The following is a 22,629-nucleotide window of genomic DNA, read 5'->3' on the forward strand; positions in this document are numbered from 1 at the left end:
TGCCGATATTTAGTCTGACGCCTAAAGCGTCTGGAAGCACGTGACTTCAGTCATGTGAGGATAGAGTTTTTAATTCACCTGGAGCTTACCTGGCTGAGAGACTGGGAGAAGGATCATTATGATCTGGGAGACAACGAGATTCATCTTGCATTTACGACAGACGATATGGAAGCCTCCCACAAGAAACACGAAGAGATGGGATGCATCTGCTTCGAGAATCCGGCAATGGGAATTTATTTCATCACTGATCCAGATGGATACTGGCTGGAGATCGTGCCGGAGAAAATGTAAATAAATCATAACTGTTCAGTACCCTCACAGTTACAATAAATCTCACATCAGCACACATGCCACATACGCAAGCGTATTCGGACCATAATAGTATTTCAGGTTATTCTTCTGACATACTTCCGATACCAACATACCACATGCTTCCATCGAAGAAATCCTTTTTCGCGGGAAGCGGCAGGGTGCATCCGGGTAGGTGCAGGTTTTGCAGAGCATGCAGCATCCGGTTCCGAGTGGCAGGAAAGAAAAATGAGAGGCGTGGAGTTTTTCGAGGAACGCAAGGAAATGTTCCTGGTGAAGATTCTGCGCCTTCATCATGCCATCCCAGTCAAATTCATCTTCTAATTTTGTAACAGTCTGTACAAGAATTCCCTCTTTATAACAATAAATACTTCCACGAAGCTGATCCAGAGTTCCACACCCAGGAGGACAGCTCCAGCGTTTGGCATACTGCTGGCATCCCTGGGCACACATGTCCCGGACGTCCTGTTTTAATTCGATGGTTGCAGTATCTAGCGGTGCTGCATGCGTAAATCCTGATTCTAAAGCCAGGTTTTTAAGTTCTTCGTAATTCATTTCTATTCTTCTCCAAACATTAAATGATCAATATAACAGTCCTGAAATTCCGGACAGGATGCCAGTTCCAGAAATTCTGTCTTGGCAGCAAGAAACTGGCTGTAAGCAAATTCACGGCGATTTAAGGCACAGAGCTTTGCACCTTCTCCGGCGGCGTTCCCAATCGTTTCAATGCGATCAAGAAGCACAGGAGGTATCATACCGATCCGGCATGCAGAGACCGGGTTCATGTAATTTCCAAAAGCTCCGGCAAGATATACTTTACGGATATCTCCTACAGATACCTGCATCCGCCTTGCAAGAAGTTCAATACCGGAGCGGATGGCAGATTTGGCAAATTGAACTTCGGAGATATCTTTCTGGGTCAGAGTGACTGCAGAAGTACTGATTCGATATTCCGGAGCCTGCATCAGACCGGCTTCACTTAAGAATCCAGTGTCCAGAAGAGCGGCAGTCAGATCCAGAAGTCCTGATCCGCACAATCCCCTGACCTCAGCATTTCCGATGGTATGATAACAAACTTCTCCATTTTTTACAGAAACATGATCGATGGCTCCGGGAATTCCCCGCATGCCGCATGAGATTCTGGCTCCTTCAAAAGCAGGCCCGGCAGCAGTGGAACAGGCAATCTGACGGTGGCGGTCACCCAGGACCATTTCTCCATTTGTACCAATGTCGATTATAAGAGTTAATTCATCAAGCTGGTCAAAATGAACAGAAACCATGCACGCTACAGTATCGGCACCGACAAAACCGGCTATATTGGGAAGGATGCGAATACGTCCTTCTGGATGAATGGGAAGCAGCGGGGCGGCAGGAATCTCCATGGCGTTGGAAACCTTTGGCATATAGGGCGGCACGGTCAGCGGCGAAGGATCGATGCCAAGGAAAAGATGATGCATGGCAGTATTACCGACAACACAGGCGAGAGTGATCACCGAAAGCGGGATACCGGCTTTGGCGGCTGCTTTGACGGCAAGGCTTGCGAGGATATGTGTAATGCAGTCCTGGAGCTCTGAAGAGTGATTTTTCAGAACATATTCAATCCGGGATATTACATCCGCACCATAAGCAGTCTGAGGGTTCAGTATACTTTCTTTGGCAAGTTCTTCACCGGAGATACCGTCCAGAAGATAACAGACAACAGTTGTGGTTCCGATATCGTATGCAAGGATATATCTGTCACGGCCATCCGGCTGTACGGAAACAGAGGTGCCATGCTTCAGGATCTGCATGTCAGATTTCGCAGGAATGCGGACTGTGATATTGTCCCGTATCACAGTCTGGCATGCCAGAGTTTCCCTGTCATTTATATAAACGATACATTTACCACATTTTCCATTTCCGCCGCAGGGAGCATCCGGGGCGAGTGAATTCTGCTGGAGAACGTGGAGCAGGTTTTCGCCTTCATCTGCATTTAAAATCCGATCATATGGTAAAACAGTAATTTGATAAGTATTCATTTTTCTGTGCCTTTCTATCCGCGTTGCCGAAAATCTTTTTTTCAATATAGCATTGTAAACACGGAAATACAATATTTTACTGCGAACGGTAATGGAATCACAGTAAGATAGTATACATCAATCAAAAGATAGTAGAAGTTATAACCCTTTGGATATTATAAAATAAAAGTGCGGGACAGATCATATAAGCGGACATGATCTGTCAAATGAGAAGGTGTTTGACAATGGCACATCAGGAGGGAACAAAATAATGATCATAATAGGAGAGAAACTGAACGGATCTATTCCGTCAGTTGCCAAGGCAATCTCTGAGAAGGATGCGGATCTGATCAGAGAAAGAGCCAGAATGCAGGCAGAAGCGGGTGCTACATTTCTGGACGTATGTGCGTCTGTAGAAGAGGACGTAGAAGTAGAAACACTGAAATGGATGATCGATCTTGTACAGGAAGTAACAGATACACCGATCTGTGTGGACAGCCCGAGTGCAAAATCCTGCGTAGCAGCGATCCCATTCTGCAAGAGACCAGGTCTTATCAACTCTGTATCTCTTGAAGGTGATAAAATCGATACCATTTTCCCGGTAATTGCGGACACAGACTGGGAATGCGTAGCACTTCTGTGCGATAATGATGGTATTCCGGATTCCGTAGAGCGACGTATGAAAATTTTCTTCGGAATTATGGAAAAAGCAAAACAGTACGGCATTGCACCAAGCCGTTTACATATTGACCCACTGGTTGTAACTTTAGGAACAGATCAGACTGCATTAACTGTATTTGCAGACTGCTGCAGAAGAATTAAATCTGAATATCCGGACATCCACATCACAAGTGGACTTTCCAATATTTCTTTCGGACTTCCGGTGAGAAAAAATATCAACCAGGCATTTATGGTACTGGCTATGAATGCTGGTATGGACAGTGCGATCGTTGACCCGACCAACAAGAACATGATCGGTATGATCTATGCAACAAATGCATTGTTAGAGCGTGATGAATACTGCTTGCAGTATATTGATAAATTTGGAAACAAAGCCGCTGAAGAAGTACAGCCTGCACCGGCTTCTCCACTTGATGAGAAGATGCAGAAAGTATTCAAATTAACTCAGGATGGTAAGAACAAAGAAATTGGACAGGCCGTTCAGGAAGCACTTGATGCAGGCTGTGACCCGACTGCTATCTTAAATGACGCAATGATCGGAGCTATGGCTGTCGTAGGTGATAACTTCAAGAAAGAGATCATCTTCGTTCCACAGATGCTTGCAGCAGCACGTGCTATGAAAGCCGGCGTGGATGTTCTGAAACCATATCTTGCAACAGGTGAAGCAGGAAGCGCAGGAACCATTATCCTTGGTACTGTAGCAGGTGACCTTCATGATATCGGTAAAAATCTTGTCGGTATGATGTTTGAGAGTGCCGGATTCGAAGTTATCGACCTTGGTGTTGATGTACCGATCCAGACATTCATTGATGAAGTAAATTCACACAAAGAAGCAAGTATTGTAGCTCTTTCTGCTCTTCTTACAACAACAATGCCATCACTTCGTGACACTGTTGCAGCACTTCTGAAACAGCCGTTCCGTAACCGTGTCAAGATCATGGTTGGAGGTGCTCCGATCAGCCAGGAATTCGCTGATGAGATCGGTGCAGATGCTTATACAGAAGATGCAGCTTCCGCAGCAGAGCAGGCTAAGAAATATGCAGAATCCGGATTCTGTGCAAAAGCAGCAGCCGGTGAATTTGATGATCTTCCGGTAGAAGGTGCAGAACCGGTACAGGAAGAAGTTAAAGAAGAAGCTCCGAAGGCAGAAGAAAAAGTTTCTGAGACACCTAAATTCGAAAAAGGTGCCGTAGATTTAAGCAAGATCCAGCTTCCGAAACCGGGAGAAGGCTACAAGCTTAACTGGGAAGCAACCAAAGAAAAATTTGCTAATTACTGGCAGCACAAAAACACCGGAAGACCGCTGATGTGTGTTATCGCCAGAAGACCGGAAGTGGAGCAGTACTCAGACGGAACACCTGTTGAGGGTGGTTATCTGGATCAGATCTGCCAGGGTAAATATTACAACATGCCGGAAGAACTGAAATGGAAAGACATGGAAGACAAATACCAGAATGCACAGAGGATCGTAGACCGTTATCGTTACTTCTGCGATACACATGCATTCCTTGGAGAGAGTTTCCCGAACCTGAACATCGACTTTGGTCCAGGATCCGTAGCATCTTACCTCGGATCTGAGATCGGATTCAAAGAAGATACTGTATGGTTCAACAAATGTCTGGACAGCTGGGAAGGTGTACCGAAACTTACTTTTGACCCGGAAAACAAATGGTTCAAAAAACACATCCAGCTTGCAAAAGACTGTAAGGAACTGGCAGGAGACGATTTTGTTGTAGATATGCCTGACCTTATGGAAAACATCGACGTACTTGCTTCCCTCCGCGGTGCACAGGATATCCTGTTTGACCTGCTGGATGAGCCGGATATGATCGGTGAGAGAATCCAGGAAGTAACCGATGTTTACTATGAATACTATGACCGTTTCTATGATATCATCAAAGACGAAAACGGCGGAAACGCTTACACTGTATTCCAGATCTGGGGACCTGGAAGAACTGTAAAATTACAGTGCGATTTCTCTGCAATGATGTCACCGGAAGACTTCAGAAAATACATTCAGCCATCCTTACGTGAGCAGAGTGAGAAAGTAGACCATGTCCTGTATCATCTTGATGGACCGGCTGCGATCAAACACATGGATGCACTGATGGAAATCGATGGAATTGACGCTCTGCAGTGGACAAGTGGAGATGCAGGCCCGGACGGAACACTTCCGGACTGGGATGTGATCTACGACAAAGCAATTGCAGCAGGAAAATCCATCTGGGTAAAAGTTTACTCAGGAGAATTCGAAGACTGGATCAAGAACGTAGACCGTATCGTTAAGAAATATGGTTCTCACAGCTTATTCCTTCTGTTCCCGGAAATGTCTCTGGAACAGGCTGCATACCTTCTTGACTATGCAGATAAGAACTGGAGCGATGTAAAAGGAACTTATGTAGAATCTCTCGGAAGATAAACCCTTATATTAATATAGTTGAATCCCAAATTCAAATAAACGGGAGCCGCCAGGTAATGTCACGACCTGACGGCTCTTTTTTTGCTGCATGCAACCTGTCAAAACATACGAAAATGATATGTTTATAAAGGCGTAATTTATGTAATTTACACAAAAAATCATAAGAAAGTATAGATTGTGCGGAAGAAAAAAGAGGAATATTCTCGTTTAGAAAGTATAATTAGAGACATATTAAGGGATGCAACTATATAAGGTGAACAAATGAAAGAGAGGTTTTTTTAATCATGAAACAGAAAGCAATGGATGTAAAACTCGTAGTAAGACCACTGATCGGATGTCTGACACATACACACTTCTGGGAAGGCCCATGTCGTGCAGGTCACAAAGAAGACATGACTGTTGAGGCAGAAACAAAGGCAGCAGATGAGACATTTAAAGAATCTGTAGAAGCTCTGAAAGGTGTGATTGACGAAGTTCAGTTCACAGAGCCGATGGATGTTCGTTATGATGAATCTTTTGTAGTAAAGAAAGATCTGTTTGAAAAAATCGGCGAAAATCTTGATGAGATTGATTGCTTCCTGTGCATGGGATGGAGAATTCCAAAACTGGAACGCTACAACAAACCGGTAATCATCTGGCAGAACGGAAACGAAGGAATCGACTTTGCAGCTTACTGCCGTTCTATCGGAGTAGAAGCTTATGTAGCAATGGATCTTCAGGATGTAAACGAGATCGCACATATCCTCTGGGTAAGAAAAGCCGTTCGCAACACAAGAGCACTTGTACTTACAGCAGGATCTTTGCCAACATTCGGCATCCAGAGCCTGATCCGTGATCCGGAAGTTCTCCGTCAGCGTTATGGATTTGAAGTAGTAAAACTTCCATTCACATCTATCTTCAAATATATGGATGAGATCACAGACGAAGAAGCAAAACCGATCGCCGACAAGATCATTGCAGGTTCTACAGATACACAGGTAAATACAGACTGGTTCCTCAACGACGTGAAATATTATCTGGCAGCTAAGAAAATGATGGATATCTATGACTGCAACGCATTCTCAACTGCATGTCATGAGCTCTGCACAACAGAGATCCCGCAGAACCGTAAATTTACACCATGTATGTGCCATTCCATCATGAAAGATGAAGGAATCCCGAGCGGATGTGAGGAAGACCTGAACGCACTTATGGCTATGCTGATCATGCAGTACGCTGCAAACCGTCCGGCATTCATGGGTAACCCGAACCATGAGACAGACGAACTGCTTCGTATCCACCATGCAGTACCGGCACTTTGCATGAATGGTTATGGAACAAAACCACTGGAATACAAACTGTGGGCATTCACTGGTCAGGGATTTGGTGGAAAACTGCAGGTTGACTTCACAGAGAACGATGATGACTATGTAACACTTGGCCGTTTCAACCCGGCAGGCGATACCATCTGCATCAAGAAAGGTAAAGTTATCCGTTCCGAATATGCAGATACATACTGCAGCCCGTACTACTACATCCAGATGGATGACGCAAGAGAATATATGCACAACCTGGCAGGCTTTGGTCATCATCAGGTACTTATCTTTGGTGATTACACAAAACTTATCAAAAAGATTGCAAAGGTTATGAACTTTAACGTACTGGAAGGATGATTCTGAATGGTTTATCTGAATAACGCGGCTACATCATGGCCGAAACCTTCCTGCGTGAATGAAGCTGTACAGGCGTGTCTTATGGACACGCCTGCTTCACAATTCAGGGGAGGAAGCGCGATTTTAAAAAAAGATGTGGAAGTACTCTGTCGTGAAGCTATGGGGGAACTGCTGGGGATAGCAGAGAGTGAGAGGATTTTTTTTACATCAGGGGCAACAGAAAGTTTGAATACTATCCTGTGTGGACTCGATTATGGAAAAGCAGGAAACAGCATTCTCGTGACACAGACAGAGCATAACAGTGTCCTGCGTCCGCTTATGAATCAGTCGGCATTAAAAGAGCATCCGGTAAAAATCATCTCTTGCACCGCGATTGGCGCAGTGACAGAGGAACTGCTGGAACAGGCACTGGAAGAGGAGCGGCAGGACGGACGGCAGGCAGCAGCACTTGTGGTCAATCATTGCTCGAATGTAACGGGATATGTGCAGGACATGGACATGATCAGCAGGTTCGCAAAGAAAAACAACCTTTGTCTGATAGTGGATGTTTCCCAGAGCGCAGGCTGTATTCCGGTATATGCAGATCAGTGGAAAGCAGATGCGGTTATTTTTACAGGTCACAAAAGTCTTATGGGTATGCAGGGCAGTGGTGGATTTTATATCAGAGAAGGTATTTCACTGAAGCCGTTGAAATATGGGGGAACAGGACGTAACAGTAAGCAGCTGACCTATGAAGATGAAGATTATGAATATGAAGTTGGCACACAGAACCTTCCGGGAATCATGGCATTGCTGGCTGGAGTGAATTTTGTACGTGAAACAGGAGTTGACATGATCCATAAAAAAGAAATGGCACTTATGGAGAAACTGTATGAAGCTCTGGAGAAGATCCCGGGAATCCAGGTATACGGAAATTCTAAGGAATGCAGGGGACCTGTCATGAGTCTGAACTTCAAAGGCCTGACAGCTTCCGATGCGGCATATATCCTGGAAAGTGGGTATGGAATCACGGTACGTGCGGGACTTCACTGTTCTCCACTGATCCATGAAGCTATGGGAACACAAAAGAACGGAACGATCCGCATAAGCATATCTTACTTTACAAAAGAGAAGGACATACAGGAATTTCTTACAGCGGCAGAGCAGATCGCAGGCTCTGTGGCAGGACGATGAACAGGGGAAAAGTTTATGAAGATTACAGGAAAGCGGCCTTCAAGAGAGAAATGTGCAGAATCCGGCTGGTTTGCAACAGACTATCTTATGGATGCGCCGATAGACAGAGAATTTATTTTAAAGCTGAAATCACTTGGAGGTTTTGTATATCTTGATATGCTGAAACAGCCTTTTTTTAAGATCGAGAATAATTACTATATGATAAAGGGGATAGAAGGAAACGACTATTTCAGGATCGCCGTTCATGGAAAACATGAAGATGAACTGGCAAAACTGGAAGCATTCATCCTGAATTGCGTGAAAGAATAAAATCTGCTATACTGAGAACGTTAAAGAATCGAATTTTGTGTTATCAGATTTGACAGAATTAACGTTACTTACAGGAGGCAGACGATGAGGCTTGAACGAGATAATATTCCACTTGATAAAGATTTTCCTTTTCAGATTTCAGAGGTAGTGCTGACCCCGAAGAACAGCAGGCCGGGGACCTGGCACTGGCACAGTTACTTTGAGATCACCTGTGTGCTTGAGGGGAAGGGGAATTATTTTGTCAATGGACAGGAGTATACGATGGAGAAGGATGATGTGATCATCTTTAACAACGTAGAACCTCATGGGTGGAATCTTATCGGGGATGATATGAAGCTTCTGGTCATGATCTTTTCGCCGGAATTTATTGCAGAGAAGATCAGCGTATTTGACACGGAGTATCTGAAGCCCTTTGTAGAGCGGGGAAGTAATTTCAAGAACCGTGTCGGCAGGGAAGATGAAATAAATGCAGATATCCGTGCAGGCATCTGGGAAATTTATAAAGAGTGGAATGATCAGAAAGAAGGTTATCCTCTTATGATCAAGGCCAATGTATTGCGGATCCTCACCATGCTCATACGTACTTATCAGGATGAAACCAAATCCGGAGAGATGCTCAAGGAGAAAAAGAACGCCATGAAGCGTCTGGAGCAGGCGTTTGATTACATCGATGCTCATTACTGCGAGAAGATCACACTGGAAGAGGTTGCGTCATCTGTGTATATGAGTGCCAATTATTTTTCATCTTATTTTCGTAAGGTGACGAATATCAGTTTCAGTGATTATGTGACACGAATGCGTATCAATCATGCCCGTGAACTTCTTCGTGAAGGGAAGAAAAATGTTACGGAAATCGCCATGGAATGTGGGTTTAATAATATTTCAAATTTCTATCGCCTGTATAAGAAACATGTGGGCAAAACACCCAAGGATGAAAAGAGTAAAAATAGTTAAAAATCAGAATCAGATAAGCCATAGACCGATCATAAACAGCCGTGTTAGGATAAAAACAGCAATGTTATATCCTGATACGGCGTTTTTTTATGGGAAACAAAAACTTACAAAAGGAGATTTGGGGAAATGATAAAAACAGACAGATATGTAGAATGTTCAGCAGCAGGCATGAAATATCGCCTGATACCGGTAACAGATGAGATCATCCGCTGCATGATCGCAAAAGATGAAGTAAAAACAGAGCAGGAATCTCTGATCATCGAGAAAAAAGAGTATCCGCAGGTTCCATTTGAAGCAGCAGAAGCAGACGGAGTAGTTACAGTAAAAACATCAGCAGTGCAGGCAGAACTGAATCTCAAAACAGGAGGGATCACCTGGAAACATGCAGATGGAAGCGTGTGGCAGGAGCAGAACAAAGCGGATCTCACCAGGATTGATGTCGTACACTACAATACAGGCGGCGAAAAACCGATCATCAACCGTGTAAAGACAGTAGACGGTGAAAGAAACTTTATCCAGAACCTCAAGGCAGAAAAAGTCAGAGACGGATACCGTGCAAGAGTTTTCTTTGACTGGAAAGAAGACGAGGAGATCCATGGACTTGGACAGGCAGAAGAAGGAATCTACAACTATCGTGAACATACACAGTATCTGTATCAGCATAACATGCGTATCCCGATGCCGATGTTTGTATCTACCGAAGGATATGGAGTCCTGTTTGACTGCTGTTCACTGATGACTTTTAACGATGAAGGCAGAGAATCCTATCTGTTCCTGGATACGGTAGACCAGATCGATTATTATTTCCTCGGTGGAAATACAATGGATGGGATCATTCATGACTACCGTTATCTGACAGGTAAAGCACAGATGCTGCCGAAGTGGGCGTATGGTTACATCCAGTCCAAAGAGCAGTATTACACAGCAAAAGAACTGGCTGAGATCGTGCGTCATTACAGAGAGATCGGTGTTCCGATCGATTGTGTCGTTCAGGACTGGAATACCTGGGAACCAGGCAACTGGGGAGAAAAGATCCTCGACAAAGAACGCTACGGTGACAACAAAGAATGCATGGAAGAAATCAACAAAATGCATGCACACAGCATGGTCTCTGTATGGCCGAACATGAATGCGGGCGGCAAAAACCATCAGGAATTTTTTGACGCAGGCTATCTGCTTTATGACTATGCAACCTACAATGCTTTTGATGAAAAAGCCCGTGAAATGTACTGGAAACAGGCAAAAGAAGGACTTTTTGATGAAGGATTTGAATCCTGGTGGTGCGATTCCACAGAGCCTTTCTCCGGTCCTGACTGGAATGGCGGCGTGAAGAGAGAGCCATGGGAGAGATATGAACTTGTCGGCGGCGAGCACAAGAAATATCTGGATCCGGCTGTTGCCAATGCGTTTGCACTGATGCATGCAAAGGGTATTTATGAAAACCAGAGAAAAGACACTAAAGACAAACGTGTCCTCAACCTGACCCGTTCCGGTTATGCATCCGGGCAGAAATACGCAGCCATGCTGTGGTCCGGCGATACCTGCGCTTCCTGGGACAACTTCAAGATCCAGATCGTAGAAGGCCTGAATATGGGACTGAGTGGTTATCCGTACTGGACACTGGATATCGGTGCGTTCTTTACAGTTGCTGATAAATGGCAGAATCGTGGCTGTGGCTGCAACACAGATCCGGAGCCGAAGTGGTTCTGGCAGGGCAAATACAATGAAGGTGTGAAGGACAAAGGATACTGCGAGCTTTATACCAGATGGCTTGAGATGGGAACTTTCCTTCCGATGTTCCGCTCTCACGGAACAGATACTCCGAGAGAAATCTGGAACTTCGGTGACAAAGGAACGATGTTCTATGATGCAATTGAGAAATCTATTAAGCTGAGATACCATCTGATGCCGTATATCTATTCTCTTGCAGGAGCTGTTCACTTCAATGACTATACGATCATGAGAAGCCTTCTGTTTGATTTCCCGCAGGATAAGACTGCAAGAAAGATTGAGAATGAGTTTATGTTCGGACCGTCACTTCTGATCTGTGCAGTTACAGAGCCAATGTACTACGGCCCGGAAAGCACAGAACTTGACCGTGAAAAAACATGGGAATGTTATCTCCCACAGGGAGCTGACTGGTATGATTACTGGACCAGCAAGAAATATGAAGGCGGTCAGTATGTAACGGTAGATGCGCCGATCGACCAGATGCCGATCTTTGTAAAAGCAGGAAGCATTCTTCCGGTTGCAGACGGACTTACTTATGCATCTCAGAAACCGGAAGGACCGGTGAAACTGATGGTTTACCCGGGAGCAGATGCAGAATTTACTCTTTATGAAGATGAGGGAAATAACTATAATTTTGAGAAGGGTGCATACGCAACCACAAAACTGATCTGGAATGACCAGAAAGGTGAACTGACTGTAGAAGAAAGACAGGGAAGCTTTGATGGTATGGAAGATATTTCTTATGAGGAAGTCATCATTTGATGGCTTCCTCTTTTTCATCGCGATATTCCAGCGGGCTCTTGCCGGTATGTTTCTTGAAGATACGGCTGAAATATCCCTGGTCATGGTAACCGCACATCTCTCCGATCTGACGGACAGAAAGCGAAGGCTCATTGAGAAGCAGCTTCTGTGCATGATGCATCCTCAGATTGGTCAGATATTTGGTCGGGGTACAGTCATATGCCTGGCAGAAGATCTTTGTCAGATAACCGGGACTGTAATTCATATTGTCTGCGATCAGGTTCAGATTGATATCGTCACTGTAGTTTTTTATAATAAAATCCCGCAGAACAGAAGCAATTTGAGAGGGAGTCATGGAAGCGGTTCCTGCATTAAAGACAGCTTCGTAATCCTTCTTGGCGATCTGAAATTCATGTTTGATCTTTTGCAGGGCATCATGGAGCTCATCTGGATCCACTGGTTTCAGCAGATAATCAGAGACTTTGAGAGTAATAGCTTTCTTGGCATATTCAAAGTCTGAAAACCCGCTTGTGATAATAAATTTAGTGAAAGGGAACTGACTTCTTACTTTGGTAAGCAAGGCCATCCCATCCATAACAGGCATACGGATATCCGTTATGACAAGATCAGGAGTAAGCTTTTCTACCAGTGCAAATGCCTGCTCGCCTGTCTGGGCAGTACCTGTAACCTGAAAATCCGGGTCCGCTTTCTGGATTTTCTGGACAAGGTTATTTAAAAGAAGTTCTTCGTCCTCCGCAACGACTACTGTGTATTTCATGATAGTTCCTTTCTCTTATTAATGCTGAGTTATTTCTTGATCCTCTGATATATAACGTCCTATGGATACAATTCCGTGTCCGTCCTCGGTGTTTCCATATTCAAAAATGATTTTGCCGTTGCAGAAAATCTTCCATCTGAGATAAACATTTACAGTTCCCAGACCGTTGATCTTGAGTTCAGGAAGACCTGGATTTTGGTCTGCTTTGGCAAGATTCTGTGCGATCTTCTGACATGCTTCCTCAGAAAATCCGGGACCGTTATCTGTGACGGTGATCTTCCAGTAGTTTTCCGCGATAACACTGCTGACGGAGATCGTCCATGGTGGTGCACAGTTGGAACCATATTTGATAGCATTTTCTACGAGTGGCTGGATCAGCAGCTTGGGAACCTCCTCAGAAAGAAGGCTTTCATCTACATCAATATTGTAGTTCAGACTGGACTGATAACGGACTTTCATACAGTACAGATATTTCTGAACATAATCCAGCTCATCGGCAAGAGATACGGTCGTGCTGCCTGTATCTGTAATATAGCGCATGATCAGAGAAAGATTCCGGCACATTTTGGCAACTGTGTCATTATCACCGTTTTCCGCAAGAACCATGATACTTGACAGTGAGTTGTAATAAAAATGCGGGTTGATCTGTGTCTGCAGAGCCATATTTCGAGCGTGCATTTCCTGTTCTTTTGCCTGTGTGAGTTTTACCATGGAATCCTTCAGATTATCGCTCATAAACTGAAATGCCTGGTAAAGTTCCTCAAGTTCATTGACAGAGACAGGATAGGAAGTGACCTTTTCCTGACCAAGAGTGTCCAGCTCCATTCGCTGAATGATATGTTTCAGATGCTTGACCGGTTTGACAACAGAACGGGACAGCCTGTATGAAACAATAACAGAAGCCAGAAGAAAAGCAGCAACAACTGCCAGAAGGATCTGGAGCATCTGATATACCGGTGCAAGTATGGCTGATTTTGACTGAACCGTGAGGTAAGTAAATCCAGTGTAGCCGGAGTCAATTCTTGCCGCATATTCGTCCTTGTCTGTCAGAGGGCTGGTAAGTCTGGAAGAAGTCTGAGATGAATCTGTCAATGTGTAATAGTCCTGGAGTTTGGAACTTTCACTGTCTGAAATATCGTAAGGATAGATCAGATCACCATCCTGATTAAATACATATACACTGGCTGCATCATCATGATTTTTCTTCTCGTAGGAAATGATACTTTTAAAAATGGATTTGCACTGTTTGGCTGTTTCAATTACGCCTACACTGCGGCGGTACTGATTTGTGAAAGAGCGGTAGACAGAGATCATCCACTGAGAATATTTCGCCGACTTGGAATATTCATAGGTAAGATAGGGATTGGTGATTACTTTTCTGCCATCTGCTTCCCGGGCTTTCTGCAGCCATTCGGTGCGAGAATCGTCCGTTTTTTTTACCATGGTGGAAAGTCCTGCCTGAAGTACATATCCGGAAAAATCGTACAGATTCACCTGATCAGCTTTTAATTCAGTTCCGCTGAGAGAAATAAAAAGATCAGACATATCGGAGAGCATACTGTCAGAGATATTGAGATCAAATTTCTGATCGAGGATACTCTTGGACATATTACTGTAGTTGATATTGACGGATACTGTGTCCAGGTCAAGGATAGCAGAGTCTACCTGTGTTTTGAAACTGGAATTCAGGGTGTTCATGGCACTGATCTGACTTTCCTTCAGTCGTCCTGATACAAAGAGATAAAAAAATGCTGCAAAAGCAAACAGGATCAGACTTGCCATTCCGAGATAGGCGATAAAAAGTTTAGACTGTAAGCTGCGTTGTTTCATATATACGCCTCCTGTAAAAAAAGTACCAATGGTTTTTCAGGACATGTCAAAAGTATTTCGTCGAAATTATAACATGTTTATGTAAAAAGTACAAATGACAAAAAGCGAAACTGGTAAAAATAGTCAAAAATATACATTATAAATTGTGCAACCTAGTAGAATGATGTGAAAATAGCATACAAAAATGTGAAAAAAGTACAAATACAGAATGGCTTTGTCCATGGATAAAAAACACAGTTACTGATAAACTTATTTCATCAAGGACGTGACAAAAACAAATTAAAAGGAGGAAGTTTTTTATGTTGAGAAAGAGATTTTGGGCAGTTGCATGTGCAACAGCAATGGTAGCATCTATGACAGCAGGTCTTAGCGTGAATGTATTTGCAGCAGATGATACCAAAGATTTTGCAGGAGAGGAATTAAGCATTCTGGTATCCGCAGGCTGGATGGATAACCGTTATGATGAGACACTGGAGCGTTTCGAGGATATATACGATGTAACCGTTGACCTTCAGACAATCCCGGCAGATCAGTATTCTGATCTTCTTCAGTCAAAACTGGCAACAGATTCCTGTGCGGATGTTTTCTGGATCCAGTCCAATCCATTTGCAATTGAATCAACCATCGTTGACCCGGAGAAATACTGTATCGATTTTACAGGAGCTGACTGGGAAAACCTTATGCCGGAAACAAGAAAAGCATCCTGCACATACAACGATAAATTATACGGACTTCAGGTTTGGAACAATTCTCCGGAGTACGTAATGCTTTACAACAAAACTCTGTTTGAAGAAAATGGCTGGGAAGTTCCAACCACATATGCAGAACTCAAAGACCTCTGCGCAAAGATCGCAGATACAGGAATCACTCCATGGTTCATGCCAGGAGCAGACGGATGGCAGCATCAGCTCGCATTCTTCCAGATCGGTGGAGTTTATGAAGAAGCAACACCAGGACTGTACGATGCTCTGAATACAAACCAGGCAACATTTGCTGATAATGAAAAAATGCTTGAAGTTCTGAACGAGTTCAAAGAACTCTCTGATGCAGGCTATTTCGGAGAGGACTGGATCGGAACAGACAGCACAAACATGTCAAATGAATTTGGCGACAGAACATGTGCAATGGCAATGGCAAACTCCAGTTACATCAAACAGATCAAAGATGACACAGGTTCCGAAGATGAATATGGAATGTTCCTGATTCCTCTTGGAGACAATACCTGGTATCCAACCAGCCCGGCTGGCCCGACAATGTTCGGATACAAAGGAACAGAGCATGAAGACCTTGTAAGAGAATTCTTCAACTTCGTAACAACAACAGAAAGCCTTCAGGAAATCCTTGACAACTCACCGGCTTACACAAACCTTGATGTAAACGATGACAATCTGGAACAGCACTGGCTGCCAGAAGAGGAAGAATTCCTTGAGACTGTAGATAAAGATAAAATGAGCGTATCTGTACTTCAGAATGGTACAAAATATACAAACGACTACTGGATGCAGTTTGGACAGGATATGATCGCATTCTGCCAGGGTGAAATGGAAGCAAACGATGTTCTTGCAAACATGGATACCAACCGTGCAGAAGCAGCAAAAACTGTCGGAGATGAAAACTGGGAATAAATTTCAGATAAAAACGTTGTGAAATAAGGGTAATTCTTCAGTGCGAGGGAGTAAAATCCTTCGCACTGTCTGCTAAAGGAGTAAATAAGAAGATTATCCTTGTGACTTGATTAATCTGGCTGCTAAGAGAACAGGAGGTAACTTCAGTGAATAAGAAAAAAATATATCCCTGGTGGTTTCTGGTGCTGCCGCTGGTATTGTATGTAATCTTTTTCCTGCTTCCAAGTGCAATGGGTGTAGGATATTCCTTTACAGACTGGAATTCCAGAAGTGTCCTGAATGGTACACATTTTGTAGGACTGCAGAACTTTAAAGAAATTCTGACATCAAACAAAGGCTATTTAAGTGGAATTGGGAATACACTTAAATTTACGATCATTTCTAACATTGTAAAACTGATCCCGGCACTTATGATCGCAATCATGCTTCAGGAAGGCTTAAGAGGAAAAGGACTTTACAGAACTCTGTTATATCTGCCATCTATTCTTCCATTTGTAATTATCGGTCTGATTTTTAAATCTATCCTCAATTACAATACAGGACTTCTGAATACGATCCTGGATGCACTGCATCTCGGAATCCTGAAACAGAAATGGCTTTCTGATCTGGGTGTTGTATGGAAATCCATTTACGGTGTAGATGCCTGGAGAGGTATTGGTTATGTTATGACTATTTTCCTCGCAGGTCTGAATACGATTCCGAAATCCTACTATGAAGCTGCTGAGATCGACGGTGCAAACTTCTGGCAGAGACTTCGCTATGTAACACTTCCAATGCTTACAGGTTCTATCATGATCAACCTTGTATTTGGTATTACATATGGTCTGAAAGTATTCGATATCGTTTACGTTCTTACAAACGGCGGTCCTGGACATGCAACAGAGGTTCTTACAACTTATGCATTCCAGCTTTACTCCAGAGGTCAGTATGGAATGTCTTCTGCATTGAATACGATCCTTCTTATCATTACGGCGATCATCGGTGTAGGTATTGTTAAGAAAATGAGTAAACAGGAGGTACAGCAGTAATGAAAAAGCAAAAAGTTCAAAACGTGTTGAAGCATATTGTCTGCATCCTTCTGTGCCTGACAGTTGTACTTCCATTTTACATGGTACTTATCAATTCCTTCAAGGATAAAGGAGAGGCCGCAAGAATGAGTCTTGCGCTTCCGACCAAATGGGTATTCTCAAACTACGCAGAGGTTATCAAAAAAGGTAATCTGATCCAGGGATTTGCAAACAGTTTACTGTATGCTCTGGTAGCAACTACACTTGGTGTTGTACTGTGTGCGATGGCAGCATTTGTAATGTGCCGTAACAGAACAAAGTTAAATACATTCCTGTATTACTTCGTTCTCTGCGGACTGTTCTTCCCGGTCAACTATGTAACTCTGGTAAGAGTTTTGAGTACTTTAAACCTGAACGATACACGAGTTGGTATTGTCATGGTATTTACGAGTGCGATGATACCGTTCTGTGTATTTACGATCCGAAACTTCGTAATATCCATTCCGGTTGAATTGGACGAGGCAGCGGTTATTGATGGTGCAGGACCTCTGAGCCTGTTCTTCAAGATCATCATGCCGCTTATGAAACCAACACTTGTAACCTGCTTTATCCTGCAGTTCATGACAGTATGGAGCGATTTCCTTACACCTCTGTACCTGTCCAGCAAGAGCAAACTCTTCCCGATGACCATGGCAGTATACCAGTTCTTCGGAAAGAACAAGAGCTACTGGAACTACATCTTCGCAGATATCGTACTTACCTGTATTCCGGTTATCATTGTTTACATGATCGGCCAGAAATACATCGTTGGTGGAATGACTTCCGGTGCGGTGAAAGAGTAAAAACGATTAATAAAAAATAGACGTTTATCTCGTATAAGAGACAGACGTCTATTTTTTATTACAATACTTTATTCAGGAAATCAATTGTTCGTGCTTCCTGTGGATTCAGGAGAACTTCCTGTGGGGAGCCTTCCTCTACGATGTAACCGCCATCCATGAAGATAACCCGGTCGGGCAACTTCGCGGGCGAAGCCCATTTCATGGGTTACGATCACCATTGTCATGCCATCGGCGGCGAGCTGCTTCATAACCTGAAGAACTTCACCAACCATTTCCGGGTCGAGAGCACTGGTTGGCTCATCAAAAAGCATGATATCAGGAGTCATGCAGAGGGCACGTGCGATCGCTACACGCTGCTTCTGCCCACCGGAAAGCTGCTCTGGATATGTGTCAGCTTTGTCGGCCATGCCGACTTTTTCCAGCATGTGGATGGCGCGCTGTCTGGCTTCATCCTTGGTAGCTTTTTTCAGTTCTACCGGAGCGAGCATCAGGTTCTGTGTGACATTCATATGCGGGAAAAGATTGAAATGCTGGAATACCATTCCTACATTTTCACGGACTTTATTGATATCAATATGTTTGTCTGTAAGATTGTGTCCATCTACGATCACTTCTCCGGCGGTAATCTCTTCGAGCTTGTTCATGCAGCGCAGGAAAGTAGATTTACCGCTTCCGGAAGGTCCGATGATAACGACTACTTCACCTTCATGAATGTCTGTGGAGATATCCTTCAGGACTTCCAGAGAGCCGAAGTTTTTTTTCAAATGTGATACGTGGATTTTGACGTTGTCTTTATTTACGGCCACGGTTTAATCTCCTTTCTAAGACTTTTGCGATTTTGGACAGGATTGTGATGACGATCAGGTACATGATCGCAACAATACCCCATGTCTGGAAGGACATGAAAGAATTGGCAACAACGTTCTTTGCAGTGTTGACCAGTTCCGGCCTGAAGTGCTGTCAGGGTAAAACTGAATCCCATCATATTGTTCAGACAGTAAGGAACACCGAAATAAATAAAATACGCGAGGACGATCATAGGAACGCCTCGGATAACATCAACAAAAATAGAAGATATGATTCTGCAGGCTTTATTCTTAAGTACACTTAATAAACCAAAAAACATACCCAGAATACAGGCAAAAAACAGACCGCATAAAGCAAGAAGCAGGGTCTGTCCCATTGCAAGGAGCAGCAGATTTCCATATCTTGTTATGATCTGGATCATGGAAAACTCCTTTCAAAAACAAAGCTGCCACAAAATGCAGCAGCCCTGTAATTCGTGTAATATATATTCTGATTATTCAGCAGCTTCCTCTTCAGCAGGAGCCTCTGTTGTATCTGCCTCAGCGTCATCAGCAGCTTCTTCTGTCGGAACTGCGTCTTCTCCGAGGTATTTGGCAATGATCTCGTTGTATTCACCGCTTTCTTTTCTTTCATCTGTAATAGATGCGCCGGCGATCATACCGTCAGCCTGTCCAGTCTGGCATGCAGCGATAGAAGCGTCCCATCCAAGACTCTTGAGTTCATATTCAAAGCCCTGATCTTTTGCGATCGCATCAAGTACGTCTACGTCGATACCTACGAAATTACCGCTGTCATCTGTGTATTCAAAAGGTTTGAATACAGTATCAGTTGCGATAGTCCATTTCTTATCTGTCTCTGCATCAGAAGCTGCAAATACAGGAACAGTAAGGCTTCCTGCGAGTAATCCCATTGTTAATAAATAACACATCTTTTTCATAGAGAAACACTCCTTTTCTTTTAAATAATGAAAAAAGGCGCAGTTTACAAAAAAACTGACGCCTTCGTCGCTTTTTTCAGTTCTATCATTCCCAAAACACACTGTCAATGGAATGTTTTAAAATTTTACCATATTAAAGGAATTGCCCTATAAATAAAACATAGTTTGAGGGAAGAGAGTATATTTATAGAAAATTTATGTACAGATATTGGTGCTTATGCTACCATTTAAATGTACATGTCAAAAAAGGTAAAAGAGGGACAGAAAATGGCAAAAATAAAAGTAGCAGCAATACAGATGCCAACAGTGACTGACAAAATGCAGAATGTCAGGACAGCTGGAATATATCTTGAAAAGATAAAAGATGAGAAACCGGATTTTGTTATCCTTCCGGAGATGTTCTGCTGTCCATATCAGACGCAGAATTTCCCGGTCTATGCAGAAGAAGAGGGTGGGCCTGTATGGCAGCAGCTCTCGGAATACGCAAAACAATATGGAATCTATCTTATCGGCGGTTCAATGCCGGAGAAGGATGCTGAGGGAAAGGTTTACAATACATCTTATATTTTTGACAGGCAGGGAAAACAGATTGGCAAGCACAGAAAGGTGCATTTGTTTGATATTGATGTCACAGGTGGACAGACATTTAAGGAATCCGATACTTTGACGGCGGGAGATCATGATACAGTTTTTGATACCGAGTTTGGCAGGATGGGAGTCATGCTATGTTTTGATATTCGGTTCCCTGAGCTTGCGCGGATGATGGTAAATGATGGCGCAAAGGCAATCTTCGTTCCAGCGGCTTTCAATATGACGACAGGTCCTGCACACTGGGAACTGTCCTTCCGAACCAGAGCACTGGACAACCAGATCTACATGATAGGCTGCGCCCCAATGCGCGATGAATCCGCAGGATATATTTCCTGGGGACATTCCATTGTCACAGATCCATGGGGCAGAGTCATAGATATGCTGGATGAAAAAGAAGGCGTACTTCTGACAGAACTGGACCTTGACTATGAAGAGCAGGTAAGAGAAGAGTTACCATTATTAAAGAGCAGGCGGAAGGATATGTACCGTCTGGAAAAACTATGCAAATAATGCTATGCTTTGTGCGAAGCTATATGTGCTTGTTATAATTTTTTTATAAATTGATGGAAAGTATGGGATGGACCATAGAGCAGGCTATGGATGCACTTCAGATACCAAAGGAAGAGCGAAATAGCTACCTTAATATGTTGAATAACTGCGCGCCGCATTCTCGTTACTTCCAGTGATGAGTTAGGCGCGCAAATTTTTTACAAAAAAACATAAAAGGGAGTTTTATTGGACCTAAAAAGAGTTATAATAGAATAGGAAGGAACAAATAGGACTTATTTATGCCAGTACAAGTCAGAAAGGCAGGAAGCAACTGTGAAGATAATATCCAGCTATGGCGTAGAATTACGAAAACAGAATATCCCGATTCGTCAGACACTGGATGTTTACAGGGCTGCAGTCAGCTATCTGACAGAGGTCTATGCACAGGTATGGGAAGAGCTGGAAAGGATCCCGGGAACAAAGAAACGTTTCAATGAAGCAGAACACCTGATACATACAACGAAAAAGAATCAGGCTCGTTTTGATTTTGATATTCGATTTCCAAAGATGCCCTCCTATCTGAGAAGGGCATCTATCCAGAATGCCCTGGGAAGTGTGTCTTCTTACAAAACCCGACTGGGTTTGTGGGAGAAAACAGACCGGTTAGAAGGAAAACCGAGACTTGTATATGAGAACCATGCTATGCCGGTTTTTTACCGTGATGTGATGTACCGGGAGGATGAAGGCGGGAAGGACGCTGCTTATCTGAAATTATATGATGGACATGACTGGAAGTGGTTCCATGTACGGTTGAGTCATACCGACATGGAGTATCTGAGAAAGAACTGGTCTGGGAAAAAGGCATCTGCCCCGACACTGGAGAAAAGGCACAGGAAATATTTTCTGCGTTTTTCTTATACAGAAGATGTGATACTTGCGAAAATACCAGCCAAAGAACAGATCATCTGCAGTGTGGATCTGGGAATCAATACCGATGCAGTCTGTACCATTATGCGGTCGGATGGAACTGTCCTGGGAAGAAAGTTTATCAACTTCCACAGTGAAAAAGACCGGATGTACCGTGTGCTGGGACGGATACGGAGATTCCAGAGAGAACATGGATCTGTACAGGCAAAGAGCAGATGGGCTTATGCAAAACGCCTGAATATAGAACTGGGCAGGAAGATTGCAGGAGCAGTTACAAAATATGCAAAAGAGAACCATGCAGATATAATTGTCTTCGAATACCTGGAGATAAAAGGAAAGATATCCGGGAAAAAGAAACAGAAACTGCATCTGTGGAGAAAACGGGATATCCAGAAACGCTGTGAACATCAGGCACACAGAAACAGAATGCGGATATCGAGGATCTGTGCATGGAATACCAGCAGGCTTGCGTATGATGGAACCGGAACAGTTATCCGTGATCCGGGAAACCACAGCCTGTGTGTATTCCAGACAGGAAAACGATATAATTGTGACTTATCAGCATCGTACAATATTGGAGCAAGATACTTTATCAGAGAACTTTTAAAACCCCTTCCGGTAACGGAAAGGTCTTTGCTGGAGGCAAAAGTCCCTGCAGTAAAGCGTAGAACCTCATGTGTTTATGCAGATCTGAGAAAACTCAGTTCAGAAATGAACTTAAGAGCAGCATAAATGCAGGCAGATATACAGCGGACTACCTGTTATGTGGGAACCTGCCGTATCCGGCATGGAAAATGCACGTAATTGTGCACCTAAGTTACAGGCGTATC

Annotated in this window: 17 protein-coding genes and 2 pseudogenes; 12 read left to right on the forward strand and 7 right to left on the reverse strand. The window is 43.5% G+C overall.

Features of this window, described 5'->3' with window-relative positions; translation table 11 throughout:
• Nucleotides 1-78 precede the first annotated feature (78 nt).
• Nucleotides 79-291, forward strand: a pseudogene (locus WMO75_RS19845) (VOC family protein); the annotation flags it as partial.
• 42 nt (nt 292-333) lie between these two features.
• On the opposite strand, the gene WMO75_RS19850 reads toward WMO75_RS19845, so the two are convergent.
• Entirely contained in the window at nt 334-864 is a 531-nt protein-coding gene (locus WMO75_RS19850) for a DUF2284 domain-containing protein (protein ID WP_022213391.1), read from the reverse strand.
• Between the two features lie 2 nt (nt 865-866).
• Entirely contained in the window at nt 867-2,327 is a 1,461-nt protein-coding gene (locus WMO75_RS19855; protein WP_331524968.1) for an ASKHA domain-containing protein, read from the reverse strand.
• 250 nt (nt 2,328-2,577) lie between these two features.
• Between WMO75_RS19855 and WMO75_RS19860 the strand changes: the two genes are divergently transcribed.
• The 6 genes from WMO75_RS19860 (at nt 2,578) to WMO75_RS19885 (ending at nt 11,987) form a co-directional block, all read left to right on the forward strand.
• Nucleotides 2,578-5,406: a cobalamin-dependent protein gene (locus tag WMO75_RS19860; protein ID WP_330578421.1), complete on the forward strand. Its 2,829-nt coding sequence runs from the start codon at nt 2,578-2,580 to the stop codon at nt 5,404-5,406.
• 284 nt (nt 5,407-5,690) lie between these two features.
• On the forward strand, nt 5,691-7,058 hold the full coding sequence (locus tag WMO75_RS19865; RefSeq protein WP_022213388.1) for a hypothetical protein: 1,368 nt from the start codon (nt 5,691-5,693) through the stop codon (nt 7,056-7,058).
• Between the two features lie 6 nt (nt 7,059-7,064).
• A complete protein-coding gene (locus WMO75_RS19870) occupies nt 7,065-8,231 on the forward strand; it encodes an aminotransferase class V-fold PLP-dependent enzyme (protein ID WP_349078899.1) in 1,167 nt (388 codons plus the stop codon).
• Nucleotides 8,232-8,246: 15 nt separating this feature from the next.
• A complete protein-coding gene (locus WMO75_RS19875; RefSeq protein WP_022213386.1) occupies nt 8,247-8,540 on the forward strand; it encodes a hypothetical protein in 294 nt (97 codons plus the stop codon).
• 84 nt (nt 8,541-8,624) lie between these two features.
• A complete protein-coding gene (locus tag WMO75_RS19880) occupies nt 8,625-9,494 on the forward strand; it encodes an AraC family transcriptional regulator (RefSeq protein WP_022213385.1) in 870 nt (289 codons plus the stop codon).
• A gap of 126 nt (nt 9,495-9,620) precedes the next feature.
• Nucleotides 9,621-11,987, forward strand: coding sequence for a glycoside hydrolase family 31 protein (locus WMO75_RS19885; protein WP_349078901.1), 2,367 nt, complete (start codon nt 9,621-9,623; stop codon nt 11,985-11,987).
• Here the strand turns inward: WMO75_RS19885 and WMO75_RS19890 are convergent.
• Complete coding sequence (locus tag WMO75_RS19890) at nt 11,980-12,744, reverse strand: response regulator transcription factor (protein ID WP_296054517.1); 765 nt, start codon at nt 12,742-12,744, stop codon at nt 11,980-11,982. The genes WMO75_RS19885 and WMO75_RS19890 overlap by 8 nt on opposite strands.
• An 18-nt stretch (nt 12,745-12,762) precedes the next feature.
• The gene (locus WMO75_RS19895) at nt 12,763-14,574 is read right to left on the reverse strand and encodes a sensor histidine kinase (RefSeq protein WP_349078903.1); all 1,812 of its coding nucleotides are present in this window, start codon (nt 14,572-14,574) and stop codon (nt 12,763-12,765) included.
• A gap of 299 nt (nt 14,575-14,873) precedes the next feature.
• Between WMO75_RS19895 and WMO75_RS19900 the strand changes: the two genes are divergently transcribed.
• The 3 genes from WMO75_RS19900 (at nt 14,874) to WMO75_RS19910 (ending at nt 18,048) form a co-directional block, all read left to right on the forward strand.
• The gene (locus tag WMO75_RS19900) at nt 14,874-16,199 is read left to right on the forward strand and encodes an ABC transporter substrate-binding protein (protein ID WP_349078905.1); all 1,326 of its coding nucleotides are present in this window, start codon (nt 14,874-14,876) and stop codon (nt 16,197-16,199) included.
• Nucleotides 16,200-16,345: 146 nt separating this feature from the next.
• Nucleotides 16,346-17,227 carry a carbohydrate ABC transporter permease gene (locus WMO75_RS19905; RefSeq protein WP_227222944.1) on the forward strand — a complete coding sequence of 294 codons (882 nt, stop codon included), beginning with the start codon at nt 16,346-16,348 and terminating at the stop codon, nt 17,225-17,227.
• Entirely contained in the window at nt 17,227-18,048 is an 822-nt protein-coding gene (locus WMO75_RS19910) for a carbohydrate ABC transporter permease (protein ID WP_022213379.1), read from the forward strand. The genes WMO75_RS19905 and WMO75_RS19910 overlap by 1 nt, the downstream gene beginning before the upstream one ends.
• Nucleotides 18,049-18,106: 58 nt before the next feature.
• Here the strand turns inward: WMO75_RS19910 and WMO75_RS19915 are convergent.
• From WMO75_RS19915 to WMO75_RS19925, 3 genes and pseudogenes are all read right to left on the reverse strand, one after another.
• Nucleotides 18,107-18,854: pseudogene (locus WMO75_RS19915) on the reverse strand (amino acid ABC transporter ATP-binding protein).
• Nucleotides 18,845-19,276 carry an ABC transporter permease subunit gene (locus WMO75_RS19920; RefSeq protein WP_022213377.1) on the reverse strand — a complete coding sequence of 144 codons (432 nt, stop codon included), beginning with the start codon at nt 19,274-19,276 and terminating at the stop codon, nt 18,845-18,847. The pseudogene WMO75_RS19915 and the gene WMO75_RS19920 overlap by 10 nt, the downstream one beginning before the upstream one ends.
• A gap of 72 nt (nt 19,277-19,348) precedes the next feature.
• Entirely contained in the window at nt 19,349-19,792 is a 444-nt protein-coding gene (locus WMO75_RS19925; RefSeq protein ID WP_022213376.1) for a transporter substrate-binding domain-containing protein, read from the reverse strand.
• 267 nt (nt 19,793-20,059) lie between these two features.
• On the opposite strand from WMO75_RS19925, the gene WMO75_RS19930 reads away from it, so the two are divergent.
• Nucleotides 20,060-20,893, forward strand: a complete 834-nt coding sequence (locus WMO75_RS19930) for a carbon-nitrogen hydrolase family protein (RefSeq protein WP_022213375.1) — start codon at nt 20,060-20,062, stop codon at nt 20,891-20,893.
• 312 nt (nt 20,894-21,205) lie between these two features.
• Entirely contained in the window at nt 21,206-22,531 is a 1,326-nt protein-coding gene (locus tag WMO75_RS19935) for a transposase (protein ID WP_173906384.1), read from the forward strand.
• The last annotated feature ends 98 nt before the right edge of the window (nt 22,532-22,629 follow it).

Source organism: Blautia intestinihominis (assembly GCF_040096655.1).
Lineage (GTDB): Bacteria > Bacillota > Clostridia > Lachnospirales > Lachnospiraceae > Blautia_A > Blautia_A intestinihominis.

What these genes read in the sequence shown, in the direction of transcription:
- WMO75_RS19870 (WP_349078899.1), top strand. Translation starts at nt 7,065, where the DNA reads ATGGTTTATCTGAATAACGCGGCTACATCATGGCCGAAACCTTCCTGC.
- WMO75_RS19895 (WP_349078903.1), bottom strand. Translation starts at nt 14,574, where the DNA reads ATGAAACAACGCAGCTTACAGTCTAAACTTTTTATCGCCTATCTCGGA.
- WMO75_RS19850 (WP_022213391.1), bottom strand. Translation starts at nt 864, where the DNA reads ATGAATTACGAAGAACTTAAAAACCTGGCTTTAGAATCAGGATTTACG.
- WMO75_RS19880 (WP_022213385.1), top strand. Translation starts at nt 8,625, where the DNA reads ATGAGGCTTGAACGAGATAATATTCCACTTGATAAAGATTTTCCTTTT.
- WMO75_RS19865 (WP_022213388.1), top strand. Translation starts at nt 5,691, where the DNA reads ATGAAACAGAAAGCAATGGATGTAAAACTCGTAGTAAGACCACTGATC.
- WMO75_RS19890 (WP_296054517.1), bottom strand. Translation starts at nt 12,744, where the DNA reads ATGAAATACACAGTAGTCGTTGCGGAGGACGAAGAACTTCTTTTAAAT.
- WMO75_RS19855 (WP_331524968.1), bottom strand. Translation starts at nt 2,327, where the DNA reads ATGAATACTTATCAAATTACTGTTTTACCATATGATCGGATTTTAAAT.
- WMO75_RS19910 (WP_022213379.1), top strand. Translation starts at nt 17,227, where the DNA reads ATGAAAAAGCAAAAAGTTCAAAACGTGTTGAAGCATATTGTCTGCATC.
- WMO75_RS19925 (WP_022213376.1), bottom strand. Translation starts at nt 19,792, where the DNA reads ATGAAAAAGATGTGTTATTTATTAACAATGGGATTACTCGCAGGAAGC.
- WMO75_RS19875 (WP_022213386.1), top strand. Translation starts at nt 8,247, where the DNA reads ATGAAGATTACAGGAAAGCGGCCTTCAAGAGAGAAATGTGCAGAATCC.
- WMO75_RS19920 (WP_022213377.1), bottom strand. Translation starts at nt 19,276, where the DNA reads ATGATCCAGATCATAACAAGATATGGAAATCTGCTGCTCCTTGCAATG.
- WMO75_RS19930 (WP_022213375.1), top strand. Translation starts at nt 20,060, where the DNA reads ATGGCAAAAATAAAAGTAGCAGCAATACAGATGCCAACAGTGACTGAC.
- WMO75_RS19885 (WP_349078901.1), top strand. Translation starts at nt 9,621, where the DNA reads ATGATAAAAACAGACAGATATGTAGAATGTTCAGCAGCAGGCATGAAA.
- WMO75_RS19860 (WP_330578421.1), top strand. Translation starts at nt 2,578, where the DNA reads ATGATCATAATAGGAGAGAAACTGAACGGATCTATTCCGTCAGTTGCC.
- WMO75_RS19900 (WP_349078905.1), top strand. Translation starts at nt 14,874, where the DNA reads ATGTTGAGAAAGAGATTTTGGGCAGTTGCATGTGCAACAGCAATGGTA.